The organism is Streptomyces liliifuscus (genome assembly GCF_016598615.1).
GTDB classification, from domain to species: Bacteria; Actinomycetota; Actinomycetes; order Streptomycetales; family Streptomycetaceae; genus Streptomyces; species Streptomyces liliifuscus.
Genome location: NZ_CP066831.1, coordinates 427946 through 443360 on the forward strand (window position 1 = coordinate 427946; position 15415 = coordinate 443360).

The 15415-nt window shown below is 68.7% G+C and carries 16 protein-coding genes; 7 read left to right on the plus strand and 9 right to left on the minus strand.

The features are described 5' to 3' along the window. Nucleotides 1-32: 32 nt before the first annotated feature. Nucleotides 33-947 carry a LysR family transcriptional regulator gene (locus JEQ17_RS01880; protein WP_200393516.1) on the minus strand — a complete coding sequence of 305 codons (915 nt, stop codon included), beginning with the start codon at nucleotides 945-947 and terminating at the stop codon, nucleotides 33-35. A gap of 106 nt (nucleotides 948-1053) precedes the next feature. Between JEQ17_RS01880 and JEQ17_RS01885 the strand changes: the two genes are divergently transcribed. Further along, complete coding sequence (locus JEQ17_RS01885; RefSeq protein ID WP_200393517.1) at nucleotides 1054-1899, plus strand: oxidoreductase; 846 nt, start codon at nucleotides 1054-1056, stop codon at nucleotides 1897-1899. 48 nt (nucleotides 1900-1947) lie between these two features. On the opposite strand, the gene JEQ17_RS01890 is transcribed toward JEQ17_RS01885, so the two are convergent. Together JEQ17_RS01890 and JEQ17_RS01895 are read right to left on the minus strand one after the other, a co-directional pair. Continuing rightward, nucleotides 1948-3057, minus strand: coding sequence for a hypothetical protein (locus JEQ17_RS01890; protein ID WP_200401245.1), 1110 nt, complete (start codon nucleotides 3055-3057; stop codon nucleotides 1948-1950). 20 nt (nucleotides 3058-3077) lie between these two features. Continuing rightward, complete coding sequence (locus tag JEQ17_RS01895; RefSeq protein ID WP_200393518.1) at nucleotides 3078-4157, minus strand: hypothetical protein; 1080 nt, start codon at nucleotides 4155-4157, stop codon at nucleotides 3078-3080. A 507-nt stretch (nucleotides 4158-4664) separates the two neighbouring features. Between JEQ17_RS01895 and JEQ17_RS01900 the strand changes: the two genes are divergently transcribed. From JEQ17_RS01900 to JEQ17_RS01910, 3 genes are all read left to right on the plus strand, one after another. Then, nucleotides 4665-4931, plus strand: a complete 267-nt coding sequence (locus JEQ17_RS01900; protein ID WP_234048003.1) for a hypothetical protein — start codon at nucleotides 4665-4667, stop codon at nucleotides 4929-4931. A 132-nt stretch (nucleotides 4932-5063) separates the two neighbouring features. After that, entirely contained in the window at nucleotides 5064-5288 is a 225-nt protein-coding gene (locus tag JEQ17_RS01905; protein ID WP_234048004.1) for a hypothetical protein, read from the plus strand. Nucleotides 5289-5942: 654 nt separating this feature from the next. Beyond that, nucleotides 5943-7223, plus strand: coding sequence for a prolyl oligopeptidase family serine peptidase (locus JEQ17_RS01910; protein WP_200393520.1), 1281 nt, complete (start codon nucleotides 5943-5945; stop codon nucleotides 7221-7223). Nucleotides 7224-7594: 371 nt separating this feature from the next. On the opposite strand, the gene JEQ17_RS01915 is transcribed toward JEQ17_RS01910, so the two are convergent. Together JEQ17_RS01915 and JEQ17_RS01920 are read right to left on the minus strand one after the other, a co-directional pair. Beyond that, the gene (locus tag JEQ17_RS01915) at nucleotides 7595-8410 is read right to left on the minus strand and encodes a DUF1963 domain-containing protein (protein ID WP_200393521.1); all 816 of its coding nucleotides are present in this window, start codon (nucleotides 8408-8410) and stop codon (nucleotides 7595-7597) included. A gap of 242 nt (nucleotides 8411-8652) precedes the next feature. Continuing rightward, on the minus strand, nucleotides 8653-9249 hold the full coding sequence (locus tag JEQ17_RS01920; protein WP_200393522.1) for an NADPH-dependent FMN reductase: 597 nt from the start codon (nucleotides 9247-9249) through the stop codon (nucleotides 8653-8655). A gap of 112 nt (nucleotides 9250-9361) precedes the next feature. Here JEQ17_RS01920 and JEQ17_RS01925 point away from each other — a divergent pair, with 112 nt between their 5' ends. Beyond that, complete coding sequence (locus tag JEQ17_RS01925; RefSeq protein WP_200393523.1) at nucleotides 9362-10201, plus strand: helix-turn-helix domain-containing protein; 840 nt, start codon at nucleotides 9362-9364, stop codon at nucleotides 10199-10201. A 478-nt stretch (nucleotides 10202-10679) separates the two neighbouring features. Continuing rightward, nucleotides 10680-11000: a hypothetical protein gene (locus JEQ17_RS01930; RefSeq protein WP_200393524.1), complete on the plus strand. Its 321-nt coding sequence runs from the start codon at nucleotides 10680-10682 to the stop codon at nucleotides 10998-11000. 403 nt (nucleotides 11001-11403) lie between these two features. On the opposite strand, the gene JEQ17_RS01935 is transcribed toward JEQ17_RS01930, so the two are convergent. Next, nucleotides 11404-11928 carry a GtrA domain-containing protein gene (locus JEQ17_RS01935; protein WP_200401246.1) on the minus strand — a complete coding sequence of 175 codons (525 nt, stop codon included), beginning with the start codon at nucleotides 11926-11928 and terminating at the stop codon, nucleotides 11404-11406. 692 nt (nucleotides 11929-12620) lie between these two features. After that, a complete protein-coding gene (locus JEQ17_RS01940; RefSeq protein ID WP_200393525.1) occupies nucleotides 12621-13073 on the minus strand; it encodes a MarR family winged helix-turn-helix transcriptional regulator in 453 nt (150 codons plus the stop codon). Nucleotides 13074-13136: 63 nt separating this feature from the next. Here JEQ17_RS01940 and JEQ17_RS01945 point away from each other — a divergent pair, with 63 nt between their 5' ends. Continuing rightward, entirely contained in the window at nucleotides 13137-13505 is a 369-nt protein-coding gene (locus tag JEQ17_RS01945; RefSeq protein ID WP_200393526.1) for a VOC family protein, read from the plus strand. Nucleotides 13506-13887: 382 nt separating this feature from the next. Here JEQ17_RS01945 and JEQ17_RS01950 read toward each other — a convergent pair whose 3' ends face one another. Both JEQ17_RS01950 and JEQ17_RS01955 read right to left on the minus strand, forming a co-directional pair. Continuing rightward, on the minus strand, nucleotides 13888-14706 hold the full coding sequence (locus JEQ17_RS01950) for a DUF2785 domain-containing protein (RefSeq protein WP_200393527.1): 819 nt from the start codon (nucleotides 14704-14706) through the stop codon (nucleotides 13888-13890). Between the two features lie 120 nt (nucleotides 14707-14826). Next, nucleotides 14827-15402, minus strand: a complete 576-nt coding sequence (locus JEQ17_RS01955; protein ID WP_200393528.1) for a CGNR zinc finger domain-containing protein — start codon at nucleotides 15400-15402, stop codon at nucleotides 14827-14829. Between the last annotated feature and the right edge of the window lie 13 nt (nucleotides 15403-15415).

Genomic DNA, 15415 nt, shown 5'->3' on the forward strand with positions numbered 1-15415 from the left:
CCGGCGAGATCCGCCGCGCTCTGAGCGGCTGATCAACAGATCGTGGCTCCGACCTCCCGCGCCGCGGCGAGGTAGGCGAGGACCAGTGTCCGTTTGTCGTTCTGACAGGCGGCCACCGCCAGTTGGGACGGGGAGATGCCCCGGACCGGTACGGCGATCACCTCGTCCCGGACGATCAGTGGGGCGTTGCCGGTTGCCAGCAGCACCACGCCCTGACCGCCGGCGACCGCCTCGTGGGTCTCCTCGGCGCTGGCCACCACCCCGCCGATCCGCGGCTGTCGGCCGTCCCGGGCGTCGAGGGCAAGCCAGTAGTCCCGCAGCGGGCCGGCCTCCGTAGGGAGGGCGAGGAAGGGCTCGTCCAGCAGGTCGGTGAAGTCCACCTTTCCCTCGGGGTCGGACGCGGCCCGCGCCGCCAAGGGGTGTCCGTCCGGAAGCGCGACCAGCCGAGGTTCGCGGGCCACCACCGCGTACTGGTAACGGTCTTCGTCCGGCAGCGGCAGCCAGACGAAGGCGACGTCGCTGGATCCATCCGCCAACCCGGCAGTGGGATCCGCCCAGTTGACCTGGCACAGGACAGGCCGCGCGTCCGGATGTCGGGAGACAAGGCGGGTCCGCAGAGCGGGCAGCAGCCCGCGGCCCGGACTGGTGGACATGCCGATCACCAGAGTGCACCGCTCGGCCGTCTTCGCCTCCTCCACCGCGGCCTCCGCGGCCTGCCAGGCGGCCAGCACCGCGCGGGCGTGCGGTAACAGGGCTTCCCCCGCGGCGCTCAACCGCACTGTCCGCCGGTCCCGTTCGAACAGGACCACGCCGAGTTGCTTCTCCAGCATCCGTATCTGCTTGCTCAGTGCCGGCTGGGAGACGAACAGCCGCTCGGCGGCGCGGGTGAAGCTCAATTCCTCGGCGACCGAGGTGAAGTAGCGCAGATCACGCCCATGGACGTCCATAACTCATGGCTATCACAAGGGGTCTTGGACGCCGCCCTGGTACCTGGCGAAGGATCGACTCTGTCGACGGAAGAGTCCCGAACGGCAGTTGACGAGGGAGACGAAGATGAGCGAGAACTCCAAGGTCTGGCTGGTCACCGGCGCGAGCAGCGGTTTCGGGCGGGCCATCGCGGAGGCCGCGGTCGCCGCCGGTGACACGGTGATCGGCACCGCCCGGCGCACCGAGGCGCTGGACGACCTTGTTGCCGCGCACCCTGACCGCGTCGAGGCGATCGGCCTGGACGTCACCGACGGCGAGCGGATCGATGTGGTGGCCGCCGACGTCCTAGCACGCTACGGCAGGGTGGACGTGCTGGTGAACAGCGCCGGCCGCACCCAGGTGGGGGCGTTCGAGGAGACCACCGACCGGGAGCTGCGTGACCTGTTCGAGCTGCACGTGTTCGGTCCTGCGCGTCTGACCCGGGCGCTGCTGCCGCAGATGAGGGAGCGGGGCAGCGGATCGGTCGTGAACATCAGCAGCTTCGGAGGGCAGCTGTCCTTCGCCGGGTTCTCCGCGTACAGCGCGACCAAGGCGGCGCTGGAGCAGCTGTCGGAGGGCTTGGCCGACGAGGTGGCGCCGTTCGGCATCAAGGTGCTGATCGTGGAGCCCGGAGCGTTCCGTACCAACCTGTTCGGCAAGGGCGCGGCGTACTTCTCCGAGGAAAATCCGGCGTACAAGGAGAAGGTCGGCGCGACCCGGCAGATGGTGCAGGGCAGCGGCGGCAGCCAGCCCGGCGACCCGGCGAAGGCCGCGGCAGCGATCCGGCTGGCTCTGGACGCCGAGAAGACCCCGCTCCGCCTTGCCCTCGGCGGAGACGCGGTCGACTTCCTGGCCGCACACCTGGACTCCGTGCGGGCCGAACTCACCGAGTGGGAGGAGGTCTCCCGGGGGACGGACTTCGACACGGAGTGACAGCCCGGCGGGGCGAGGACTCTTTCGGACGAGGCCCCGTTCGTCGTCTCAGCCGAAGCGCAGGATGCGCGGGGCGAAGGTGCCCTCGGGGCCGTCGGCGCGGCCGACGGACCACACCTTCGCCGTGCCCGGCACCGGCGCCAGCCTCAGCACCCAGGAGTCACCCTCCCCTGGCACCGACGGTTCGCTGTACTCGGTGAACGACTCTCCGTTCCAGGCAAGGAAATCCGGCCCGGGGACGAACGGCGGATTACTGCCCGGCGGACCCCACTTCTGCGAGCGGGCGACCGAGACCCAGGCCAGGGCGCCGGACTCGGTGGGCGCCAGTGAGCTGATCGAGCCGAAATCGGTGGGCACGGTCACCCGGCTCCACGCCTGCCCGTCGAAGCGGACCAGCAGTGGCGGAATCGGCCGGCCCGGCGGGCCGCCGACGAACCCGGCCGTGCCGCCCGCCCAGACCTCCGTCGGCGAGACCGCCAGCACACTGCTCACGGCCGACCGCGGGAACCCGTCCACGATCGTCTGCTGCCACACCTGCCCGTTCCAGTGCGAAACGGCAGCACCCGAGTCGGAGGCGCCCGCGGCCCAGACGTCGTCGGCCGCCAGGATGTGCAGGCCGTACACGGATCCCGGCGGCACCGGCACGTCCCGCCAGCCGCGTCCGTCCCAGCGCAGCAGTACCTGCGTGCCCTCCCGCGAACCGATCAGCCAGGTCTCACCGCCGCCGGCGACGACTTTGGTCAGCACGACACCGCGCGGCGACCGGCTCTCGTACCAGGCGCCGCCGTCGGAGCGAAGCAGGTGGGCGCCGCCCGCCGAGTCACGGCCGACCGCCCAGACCGCGGTCGGCGAGGTCGCGGCGATGGACAGGAGCTCTCCCTGCCAGCCGATCCCGGGCAGACTCTGGCGCTGCCACGCGGTTCCGTCCCAGCGCAGTATCAGCGGGAAGCCCGGCGCCTCGCGACCGACGGCGTCGGCACCGACCGCCCACGCCCGGTCCGGCCCGAACGCCACGGCCTCGTTCAGTCCCGCCTGCGGGCGTACCTGTGCCGGGACCGGAACGTGTTGCCAGGACAGGGTCTCCGCCGCGGCCGAGCTCATGACCGTCACGACGGTCACGGCGGCGGCGAGGACCGCGACAACAAGTCTGCGTGCCATGGGAATTCGGCGAGCCATGGTCAGCCTCCCAGCCGCTCGCTCATCAGGTTCGGTTTCGAGCCGTAGATCTCGACGGTCCCGAAGGACAGCAGTGCGGACCCGGCCCTCGCCAGCGCACGCGGTTTGACGTCGATCGCGTTCGTGCGCTCAGGGCCGTACGAGAAGGTGGTGCGGGGGCCGTCCACCCGTGCGTACTTCGACTGGAACGCGCGGTCGCTGCGCACCGGAAGCCACAGCGCACCGTCCGGACCGCGCACCATGGCCTCGGTGTAGGTGTCGCCCAGCGGCGGGTAAGTGGTGCGCCAGGCGCGCCCGTTGAAGGTCATCAGGTAGGTGCGGGCCACGCCGTCGGTGTACTGGCTGCCGCCGATCGTGACCCGGCCGGACGGTTCGAGCAGGATCGTGTGCACGTTGCTGTTCGGCGGCAGCGGCACCTTCGCGTCTTGCCATGCCGTGCCGTCCCACCGCAGGACGGTGGACCCGGTGCTGGTGTCCGCCCAGGCCCAGGCGTCGGTGGCAGTACGCGCGTTGATGCCCATCACGTACAGCACACCGTCCGGGGTGGCCTGTGTGGTCCAGCCGGAACCGTCGTAGTGCAACACCTTGAGCCCGGTGTCGTCTTCGCCGACCACCCACGCCCCGCCGGGTACGGCGGTGAAGTCCTGGTAGGTCCACAGGGTCTGCGGCAGCGGGACGGCATTCCACCCCGCCGCCGACCGGCGCAGGATCTCCCCCGTCCCCGCGCGGTTGTGGAAGATCCACACCTCCTCGCCGACGAACCGCACCTTGCCGAGCCAGCCCGGTTCACCGGCGCCGGGGAAGGTTGCGTCCGTGCTCCACGCCGTTCCGTCCCACCGGTACAGCATCGGCCGCAGTCCATCGGCGGCGTGCTCGTACCCGGTTGCCCACGCCTCCCCCGGCCCACGGGCGGCCAGATCGGACACGGTCACCGGCGGGGCCGCCGCCGGCACCGGCAGCGCCGACCAGCTCGGCTTCGCGGCCTCAGCCGCAACAGGCGTTACAGCCATGGCCGAGGTCGGCGACACGACCGCGGCACACGCGATCACAAGGCAGACAATGACCGCACGGAGACCGTTCACGAGACCCCCCAGAACGCGAAGGTCGCAGGCTATTGGCATGCACACGCTCGCGACCAGACGACATTCGGCCGATCACGGTTCGAGGACTGCCTGCCAGTCGTCCACCGAAGCACCAGGGACACGCACATCCGGCAGGGACCCCATCAGGTCCGGGTCGAGTAAGCAGCTGACGTCATCCCAATTGGGAGGAGTACCCGTCCGGACGGCGGGGAGGGGTCCCGGTCGTGGCGCGGTTCAATGGCGGCCATGATGCGTAGAACATCGTCCACCGTCGTCGCCGTCGTTGTTGTCGCTGCCATGTTCGCTGCTCTCATGTCGTGTTCCTCGGATTCTTCGGACGGGTCCCCCGCCGAGGGGCGGCCCAGTGGGTCCGGCTCTGGGGCATCGGCGTCGGTTGCCCGGCCGACTCCCACGGAATCGGCCACGGAGTCGGCCACGCTGTCGCCTTCGCCGACCGGACCGTGCGCTGACGGGACGTGTGAGATCGAGGTCGCCGTGGGGGACGTCGTGACAGTGCCGGAGAAGTACGGTCTCGGGCCGATCGAGGTGACGGCGATCACCGACGGTGAGGTCGAGATGGTCGCGCCGCTGACGGGGTCGGGCTACAGCGTTTCGGGCTGTTCCGGTGGCGGCGGTGTGTCCTCGAACGGAAGCGGCGGCGTCGGGCTCAGCTGTGGCAAGGGCCCGGCCGCGACCATCAACGACGCCATGAGCCTGGAGGTCGTCGAGATCCGCGACGTCGGCGCCGTCCTTCGTATCGAACCCGCTGGGTGACCTACGGTTTCGACCTTCGGGGCAGGGTTCCGTACGAGGGTGCCGGTCACGCGGGGGCGGTGCCGAGAGGGCTGAGGGCCGGTGGGCCCGTGGGCGTCGACTTCTGGCGCTGGGGCGGAAGGGATCATTTGAATGCGCAGCTCAGGGCGGCCCTGGCTAGGGGTCCTGGGCTGGGCTCTGTTCATCGTCGGCATGACCACGTTCTTCATCAACGCCGAGGCCCTCACGAACGGAGACGCCGTCGAGTGCGACGGCAGCCCGATGAGACCCGGTCAGTGGTGCGAGCAGAGAGGCGGCGAATCCCTCAGCTACGACGAGGAGAAGAAGAACGAAGCCCGTGGAGAACTCGTCGGCTAGGCCGGGAACGCGCTAGCCGCCGGCGTGGAGCACGTTGAGGACTCCGCCTGGACGACGCAATCCCGGGGCCGGCGCGCGTTGTCGGTGTTGGCTTCCCACCCTGACGCCGTAGCCGCCGCGTCGGTAGGAGGAGTCGGCCCCGTCGTAGACCTCGTCGACCTTGACCGCCCAACGTTCCAGGATTCCTCGGCGAGAGTAGAGGCGTCGTAGGAGAAGTCGGGGCCTCCGTGCGACTTGAAGGCGGCCGTGTGGCCGGTGGGGGGGGCGAAGGCGAGGCTGGGCAGGCCCGGTGATTCGGCATGGGTTCGCAGGGACCGATGAGAGGCCGGCATGGACCCGTCGGATCATCGACGCGGGTGAAACCGTAACTGCCGCGGGCGGAGCGGTGGTCGGCGGACCGGTCGTCGAGCGCGTTCGAGGACTGCTGGGCCGCATGACCCGAGGGCCGACCATTACGGCTGGAGACGTGCCGAAGCAGCGCCCGTCCGCTACGCATCGACGCCGGGAAAGTGTCGGCGGTGCTCGCCTATGTCTTGCTCATGACACTTCCCATCCTGATCCTGAGCATGAAGGGCCGGTGCCAACTGGCGGCGCTCACCGCCGTGTTCGGCACACGGGCCGAGATAGAGCCTCTCCACTACACAGGGAGCCCGCATGGCAACACCCACCAGCCGTCGCACCATTCTGGCCGCCGGCACAGGCGCCACCCTGGGCCTCTCCTTACCCGGCGTCACCGCGTATGCCGACGACGGCGGTGCGACCACCAGCGTGAGATTCACCCTCAACGCCCAGGTGCTCGACGGCGGCGAGCAGGTCACCGCGATCACCCTCAACACCGCCCGGCTCGGCCCGATCGACCCGGACAGCCTGACCACCGCCACCTTCACCGTGCACGCCAAAGCCACCAGCCCGATCCCCATCGCCGACGGCGACACCATCTCCGGCGAGTACGACCTCGACCGCACGGTGACCGCCGTCCGGCTCGACCACCGCGGCAACATCGTCCTCGACCTGAGCCATGCCGAGGGCCAGACCGGCGGCGGCACCCTCGGCTACATCCGGGGCAGGGCCCGCAACGTCATGCTCGACCTCGCCTACACCATCACTCAGCGCGCCCCGATCGTCTCACGCGATCAACGACCGATCACCATCAAGAACTTCGTGCAGAACCGTCGGCTGTCGGACCCCGAGGTCGACGCGTTCAGCTCCTACATCTCCGGCTCGGGAATGAAGTACCGGCTGTACTCACCCACCGGCTCCCGCGCCTCCCGACGAGGCAAGCACCCGCTGATCGTCTGGCTGCACGGCGGGGGTGAGGGCGCCTCACTACCCGACAACTACTACGACAACGAGACCACGCTACGAGCCAACCGCGGCGCACTGGGCTTCGCCACCCCCCAGGCACAACGCATCTTCGACGGCGCCTACGTCCTAGCCCCGCAAAGCACCTCCGCCTGGATGCAGGACGGCCCCCGCTTCGCCCCCCTCATCCGCGAGATCATCGGCGACGTCACGCGCAGGAACCGCATCGACCACGACCGGATCTACGTCGCCGGCTGCAGCAACGGCGGCTACATGACCATGAAGATGACCACCGTCTATCCCAACCTGTTCGCCGCCGCCGTGCCGATCTGCGGCGTTGTCACGTCCTTCCCGCCCGGCGGTGCACCGCTGATCCCCGACAGCGAGCTGGCAAGGATCAGCACCCCCAGCTGGCTCGTCACCTCCCGCGACGACACCACCGTGGACCCGCAGGCCAACACCGCCCACGCGCACGACCTCATCCCCGACTCGCTGATGACGCTCTACGACCAGGTCATCTGGAACGGCCACAGGTTCGCCGGCCACTGGTCATGGATCTACGTCGCCCGCAACGACCCCAGCATCAACGGAACGCACATCTGGCAGTGGATGGCCGCCCAGCATCGGCACTGACAGGAAACCACGTTCTCCAGCAACGCGATCTTCAGCGACAACTGGTACGCCCCTGTTCCGATGGAGTCGCGTTGCTGGACAATGGAGGATCCGGCAGCCTTCGAAAGCCTTGGCCGTTGTGACGCTGTGAGTACTCGGCCGTCGATCGTGGACGACGAGTTGTGGGCGCTGATCGAACCGCTTCTGCTCTCTTGGCCCGATTGTTCGGCCGGGCCTGCTCGATGGGCGTCGAAGCCGGTAACGGCGTAGACGCTCTCGCGGCTCTCGCGCTTGCCGGTCTGTTTGCGGCAGCGCTGGATGCGAATTGCCACAAAGTACTCACGCGATCGGACATCTGGCTCAGACCGTCGCCTCCAGGCAGCGGGTCCTCTTCACGAATTCCAGTGCATCGACTCAGATGCCCGCTCGAAGCGCCGGGCGGCCAACTCCTGCCTCCGGATCGCCCAGTGAAGCGAAAATCCCTCCCTGCCCTCGATGCTGGGATGCCAGTCCGCCAACAGGACCCAGTCCTCGAGGTCCCAGGTCTCATCCGAGGACATCGCAGCGGACTCTACGGGGTTCACATCCATGCATTCCTCCTGGGCGTGCCCGCCCACCTGCACCCACCCGCCGCGAGGGAATCCGCGGCCGTCCATGTTCCACAAATCCGAGTGGATGCTCGCATAGGGAGCCCAGGGAAGATCTTCGCCCTGCCAGCCGTGGTCGGTGGCCTTTGCCTTCGAGCTGTGGAACGGCAGGGACACATCGGCGGCCATCCGCAGTTCGCCCTGCGGATATTGCTCGGATATCTCCAGACAATCCGGATCCTCGTCGTAGTACTCGAAGGCAATTGCCCGTTCCTCGACGACCGCCCCCTGGGGGACGTACATCACTTGACCACCACCGTCCAGGTCGGGGAACGCGAACAGCAGCAGGCGGCCGTCGGGCGGCAGTAGAAGTCCCGTCACCTTTTCGGGCAGATCTGCGCAATTGAGCGAGGCGAGGAACGGGAATTCGGGGTCCGGGGCGTCGGGGGGAAGTAGCACGGGCCCGCCATAGCGGCCTACTACGGGCCCGTCCCCGTCCAGCGTCAGAGCCGCACATGGGAGGGCGGCACCTAGCCACTGGTCCACGACGCCGGAGGGGATATCCCGCCTCACCATTTCCGCACGGTACCGGTCCAACTTGGCCAATATTTCAGGCGTCATGCGGATACTGTAATAGGCCAGGTCACGCCAAACGCGGACGGCGAGTCCCCGAGCCCACGTCGTCTTCACCGGCATCTGATAGGCCATGCCCCAAGCGGTGGGCCGTCTGCGGTCTGCAGGCCCCCTTCTCCCCGCCGACGTCTCCCAGCGGTCGCCGACGAGCTCATCTGCACGTGCTCGCCGGTCTGCTCGTGGCCCAAGTTGGTGGCGCCCCATGTGTGCGTGCTGCGTCGTCGCGGCACTCAGGCCGGGTAAGGGGCGGCCTCGCGTGCCGACTTGAGCGCACCCGCCCACCAGGCCAGCTGGTCGAGCAGCGTCTTGGCGTACCCGGGGGTCTCGGGGTCGAGAGGACGGCCGTCCTGCCATGCCGTGAAGTAGTTGGGGAAGGCGAGACCGTCACGGATCGTCACCGCGTGCAGTTCGGTCAGCACGTTCTCCAGGTGCAGGACGGCGTGGCGGCCGCCCGCCGCGCCCCCGTAGCTGACGAAGGCGACAGGCTTGGCCGTCCACTGGGTGAAGTGCCAGTCGATGGCCGCTTTCAAGGAGGCGGGATAGCTGTGGTTGTACTCGGGTGTGACCACGACGAACGCGTCCGCGCTCTCCAGTGCGGTGGTCAGGTGCCGCATCCCGGCCGGGCGGGGGTACTCGTCGCCGGCGTACTTCGGCGATGCCGCGGGCAGGGACAGCGGGATCTCGACGTCGGCCAGATCGACGACATCGACGTCGAAGCCGCCGTGCGAGTCGGCCTGTTCAGCCAACCAGGACGCCACCACCGGACCGAACCGCCCTTCGCGGACGCTCGCGACGATGACCACCAGCTTGTGTGTGTTGTTCTCCATGCCCACCACCATCGGGTCCGCCCCCGGCCACAGCCAGGCCGAGCTCAGGCTGGCCCCCGCAGGGCCCCCTTGAGCTCGCCGCGACCGGTCCGGCCCGCCCTATCCTCAAGACATGGGTACGCCGTTGGGAGACTTCATCCGGAGCAAGCGCGACAGTGTCCAGCCGGAGACACTCGGTCTCCCGGACCGAGGACGCCGCCGCTCACCGGGGCTGCGCCGCACGGATCTCGCGGCGCGCGCCGGCATCAGTGTCGAGTACCTGACCCGCATCGAGCAGGGCCGTGACCGCAATCCCTCGGTGGCGGTGGTGAACGCTCTCGCCGACGCCCTCAGCCTCTCCCCCGCCGAGCGCGCCCACCTGCGATACCTCACGAAGATCACAGGTGGAGAATGCACCGCCCACACCCGACCCGCACCCCCGCCCCGGCATGTGCGAGACGCCGTTCAGCAGACACTGCGCCTCCTCGAACCAGGCATCGCCGTGGTGACCAACCGGCTGGGTGACATCCTCGCCCACACCTCCGCGTACCAGTCGGTGACGAACGGCAGCGGACTGCTCGACACCGAAGCCCCGAACCTCACCCGCTACGTCTTCGCCGACCCCCGCGCCCGCACATTCTTCACCGACTGGGACGACGTCGCCGACGAGCAGGCATTCGACCTGTGGCTCGCCCCGTCCGTCGAGAGCTCCGAGTGGTTCACCGCGGAACTCGCACCCCTTGCCGGCCCGGAACTGACCCGGCGCCTGAACCGGCACGTCGTTCCGCAACGCGGAGTCCTCCGACTCAGCCATCCAGCCGGATGCGAGCTCCGGCTGCTGCGGGAAACACTCGAACTCCCAACTGACTCGCAGCAGTTGACCGTCCTTCTCCCCTCTGACGACGAGACCGCCGAGGCCGTCGAGCAACTCCGCCACAGGAGTCGGCACAGCACCCTGCGGGCCATCTCCTGACGTGTGCCAGGCGAGGTGCTCGACAGTCCGGCAGACGCACGCGGCGTCTCGCGGTTGCCGCCGCCAGGGAAGCAGGGGCAATCTCCAGGGACCGCCGTCCTTGGTCACTGACTTCCCATCAGGCTCTCAACCAAGGATCGTCTTCGTAGTCCGGAGGCAGGGGGAACAGCCTGCTCCGGCGCCGCCGCAAGAGGCATGACCCCGGAGCTGGTGCCCGCACGTGGACCAACTGACCGCCGGGCAACGGTGCCGACCGTAGGCAGCGGCAAGACTCCGCAGGCCGTGGCCGTCATGTAGCCCGGCGTGCAAGGAAACACGTCCACCCGAGAATATGGCGCCGCCTGCCGCCTGCTGGTCACATCAGGTGATCAGCCGCCGAAGGCGCCGTCAGCGTGACATACGGCCGCAGCCGCAACCGAAGCGGCCCTCGCGGCGCTCTGGACCGGTAGTTGGCAAAACACCCGGTTGGGAGACAGAGATGACCCCCTGGAGCAACGACAACCTCGGTTCCGGCGCCTACGTTGACCCCTACGCCGCTCCGGACCCCCGTGACAACACCTGGCCGACTCCCGTCCAAGCCGGTGACGACCTGGACTACTTCCTGCCGCCGCCCAACCCCGCCGAACGCCTCAGCCGCATCCTCGCCCCACGCGACGAGCGGCGACTTGCCTTGAATGCGACGCTCACCGCCGCCGGTATCCCCCCGATGCCGGAAGACCGCGCGGTCATCGACCAGCTCAGCGCCCTGCCGGCAGACGTCAGCACCGCAATCCAACGCTGGCTGCACCACACCCTGTGAACTCGGGGGCCACACCCTTCACCGACGACGGCCCGGACCGTATCCACCCCCACCTCACGACCCACCGCAAACCGCGTGCCGGTAGGGGACTTGGTGGGGAGAACGGTAGGGGGCTGGAGGCTTGCTCGACGGCACAGGTAGACCGTCCGCGCTCAGGTGGACTTGCTGCTGAAGCGGCCGTGTTCTCGGATAGCTGCCGCCAGGTGGCGAGTAACGCTGAGTAATTACACGGGGCTGCGGTCGCGCTGCCGGGCCGGAGGCGCTGGTGGCGCAGGGCACGACGTTGTCCCCTCGGCCACCAGTGACCTTGCAGACGATGCCGACGGAAGCGACGTCGGGATCCTCCGGCAACTGCGAGGTCCGGGCCCGGATCCAGCGCCGCAGGGATCCGATCAGCTCGTGCTCAGCAAGCGCGGTGGAGCGCCGCCGGGTCGGCCGGTGCTGTGGCGTGGGTGACGGTCACGTGTACAGGCCGGGCGGTGCGGACGGTGGCCGCGGTCTGCGAGCGGTTCCGTGCAAAGACGACGAGGCGCAGCACGGCGAACCGCGCGACACCGGCGAGTGCGGAGGCGGACAGGTAGACGACCTGCTCGAGCAGCGCACCGGGTGCCGCTACCAGTTGCTGCAGGACAAGCATCGACACGCAAGTCACCGCAAACGCGGCCGCCGCGGACCCGGCCGACTGCACATGCTGGCGCCAGGTCGCATGTCCGCCTGCACCGAAGGTGAAGCGGGCGTGCAACTCGGTGGCGAGGAGCGTGGAAACCGCGGTGATCAGGGCGTTGGCCAGCCCCCAGGGAATCCAGGAGGCGAGGGCGGCCACGGCGAAGCTGGAAGCGAGCCCTACCCCGCCGCCGCAGAACACGAAGCGGGCAAAAGCGCCGAAGGCGCCCGGTGCCACCTGCCGCTGACCCTGCGCCGCCCCCATGATCCGACCCCCTTGAGCGCCCACTTCGCGAAACGCGCACCTCTCGACCTGCGAGGCCATCGACCCGTTGTTTCCCATGACAGAAACGCTACGTTGCGTTCACATATTCAGCAAGCTACTTGTTGCAAGTAATCAACATACCCACAGGCCCAAGCCGAATATCGTTGCAATAGACTCAGGATTAATGCAACGAACTCTCATCGCTTGTTGCAATGAATTGAAGGTGAACGCTATCCGGGGACACCGCTCGCCGTCGCGGAAGGCAGCAGAAGGTCAAGATGTCGAAGTTGCCCGCGTAGGCGGTCCTGCAGCATCGGGGCGAACTGGAGTTCCTGCTTGGCCGGTAGCCCGGCACGTACTCGGCGACGGAGTCGACGACCGCCCGCTCATCCACGCCGCCGAGTGCGGCAGCAACAAGCAGTGGACACACCGCCCACGGCGCGCCGACGCGACCTCGCCGTGGACCGTAGACGGTGGGCGGTGGGCGCGGCTCGTCACACCGTTCGGCCCTGGAGAGGCAAACGGGGCAGACGCGCTTCCCTTCACCCATCGGGACGCCGATCCGCACGCCGCATGCCCTGCACCGGCCTTCTCACTCGTGCCCCAAAGCCTGCCTCCCGGCAGTAACTCGTCCGTCAGGCGCGGCGCCTCACTCCCGTCCGGGCGCGACGACACGTGCGCCGGGGAACGGGCTATGCGCCGTCGTCGCCATCGCGCAGGGAACGGATCATGCTCTGCAGGATCCGGAACGCACCTGACCGCTCGGCCTCGGTCATGCCGGCCAGCATCCTGACCTCGACGGACCGGACCGCCACGGTCGCCTTCTCCAGGCTCCGTCGGCCGCGAGGCGTGAGCCGCGCGGGAAGAACCTTCCCGACGGGCGCCTCCGCGGGCCTGGTCACGTAGCCGTCTCGCTCCAGAGCCTGGAGCAGCACGTTCATCGACTGCCGTGTCACGAACGCGCCCCGCGCGAGCTCGGAGTTCGACAAGCCCGGCCGTTGAGCCAGCAGTTCGAGGCAGGAGTAGTGCGTCACGCTCATCCCGAGCGGCCGCAGCACCTCCTCCATGGCCGCGCGGAGGACGCTCGACGCCTCTTTCAGCAGGTAGCCGAGTGACGTCTCCAGGTCGACACCGTCTTGATTCATGTCAGCATTCTGACATACATTGGCCTGTGTCAGAAAGCTGACACGAAAAGAAGGAGCATCATCATGCCCGCCACCGGCCCCGACTTCCTCTCGCTCCAGGCGCGCGACCTCGACGCTTCGCAGGCGTTCTACGAGCAGTACCTCGGCCTCGTCCGCTCGCAGGCCGGACCTCCGCACGCCGTCGTCTTCGAGACGAAGCCGATCGCGTTCGCACTCCGCGACGTCGTTCCCGGCACCGATCTCGCATCCGTTGCCCAGCCCGGCATCGGTGCCGCGATCTGGCTCCACGCCACCGGCGTCCAGGCCATTCACGATGCTCTCGTCGCCGACGGTCACACCATCGTCTCCGCACCGATCGACGGCCCTTTCGGCCGGACTTTCACCTTCGCCGACCCCGACGGCTATCAGGTCACACTCCACGACCGCGCCTGATCGGCCAGACGCCACCGGACGATCACCGCTCCCCGAAGACCGCGGTTGCGCCCTGGGCTCGTGCGTGACGCCACCTTCTGCCCTGCTGACCTGACGACATTCTGCCTGCTGGGTGACCTCGGCCCGCTCGGCGTCAAGGGCATCGGCGAGGTCGTCCTGGTCGACGTGGCACCTGCCATCGCCGGCGCGGTCCACCACGCCACCGGCCCCCGCGTCCGCGACCTGCCCATCACCGCCGAAGCCCTGCTCCGAGCAACCAGAGCGTCTCCCCCCTTCAGACCGTCCGACGGTCTGCGCCGCCGGACACAGGAGCGCCGCTGGGCCACTCACGCCATGGGCCCGGTGGCACCGCACCCAACGCCAATGCCGGAGCTGCCCCGTGTCAGGCCAGCCAGTAGTAGGGCAGGCGAAGGAGATCGGCGACCTGGGCGGCGACCGCCTCGGCATGCGGCGGAACGTCTTGGTCGGCGAGGCCTCGAGCCAGGTGCAGGTGGAGGGACTGGAGGGTGGCGAAGGTGTTGAACGCCCAGATCGGGACGGGCCCGGGGCCTCCTCCGTCCAGGGCCTGCGCCACCACGGTCAGCCAGCCGGTGGCCTGCTCGCGCGTCAGGCCAGGGGCCTGGAGGATACGCATGAGCGCACGGGCAAGCCTCGCGTCCTCCAACTGTGCGTATCGGTAGTCGGCCTGCGTGGCCGTCATCCTGCGGGCACAGAGTTCAAGCAGTTCCGTGCGGCGGTGGGGCAGGGCTTTTGCGAACGCGGCGGCAGCGTCGGCGCCGTGTGCGACGGCGTGCAGCCAGCCCAGGGAGTCGTCCCAGCCCCGAGTGTCCCGCTCTACCGGATACCAGGCCGCGAATTCGGCGTACCAGCGTTCCGCGGCCTCCTCAAGCACGAGGCCGGGGGCACTGTGTCCGCGTGTCAGAACGGAGCAGAGGATCAGCGGTGCAAAGGTCCGAGCCTGTACCGCAGGGTGGATGAGTCGGCTGGTGGCGGTGTCGCCGAGCGCCTCGAGGACTTCGTCGAGATGTCCTTCCCTGATCCAGCGGGCTGCGGCGGTGTAGGCGTAGTCGTCACGGATCTCAGGGTCGGGCGAGATCAGCATGACCGACAGCTCGTCGGCGAGCCGAGATGCCGGTACGGCCTCGGGGAAGGAGAAGCCGTCGGCTGCGATCGACGGCCAGTCGACGACATCAGCACTCATCCGGTCAAGCTTTCACACTGCTGACGGAGACCAACAGCGGCCTCGTCCGCAATCGCAGACTCACCATCTGGACAGATGCGTCGCAGGCGTGGGGCCCGCTTGGATGCACGGGGGCAACGGTCACTCCGCCGATCCGGGGTCTTTGCGCTGGTTGGCATGGAAGCGCGCCTTCTTCTGGCGATTCCCGCACGTGTTCATGTCACACCATTTGCGGGTGCGGCTCTGGCTGGTGTCGAAGAAGGCGGCTCGGCAGGTCGGCGATGCGCACAGGGCCAGTTTTCCGTCTCGTTCGCCTGCGATGATGCTGATCGCGTCGGCGGCGATCACGCCGAGGGCGTCCTCCACGCAGCAGGCCGAGCTGAGCCGCCATCGCCGCTTGCCCTCGGGCGTCAGGATGGCCGCGGCCCGACCCTCAGCGCTGCGGTCATTGATGACCTGGACTGCAGGCGCCGGGAGAGCGTCCTGGACCGCGGCCGCTGTCGCGGCGGCGTGAATGGACTCCCTCAGTTCCCGGGCGAGGTCGAGCTGGGCAGTGGTGCAGGAGTCCACGGCGAGGCCGCTCACTGCCAGCCAGTCGACGAGTCGGTGCGGTGTGGGAATGCGCTCCACGGCGCTGCCATGACGCTCCGACAGAGTCCCCGTGAAGCTGGTCGCCAGCACGCTACCGAGGCGGAAGTCAGGGAACGCAGCACACATGGAACCACCTTAG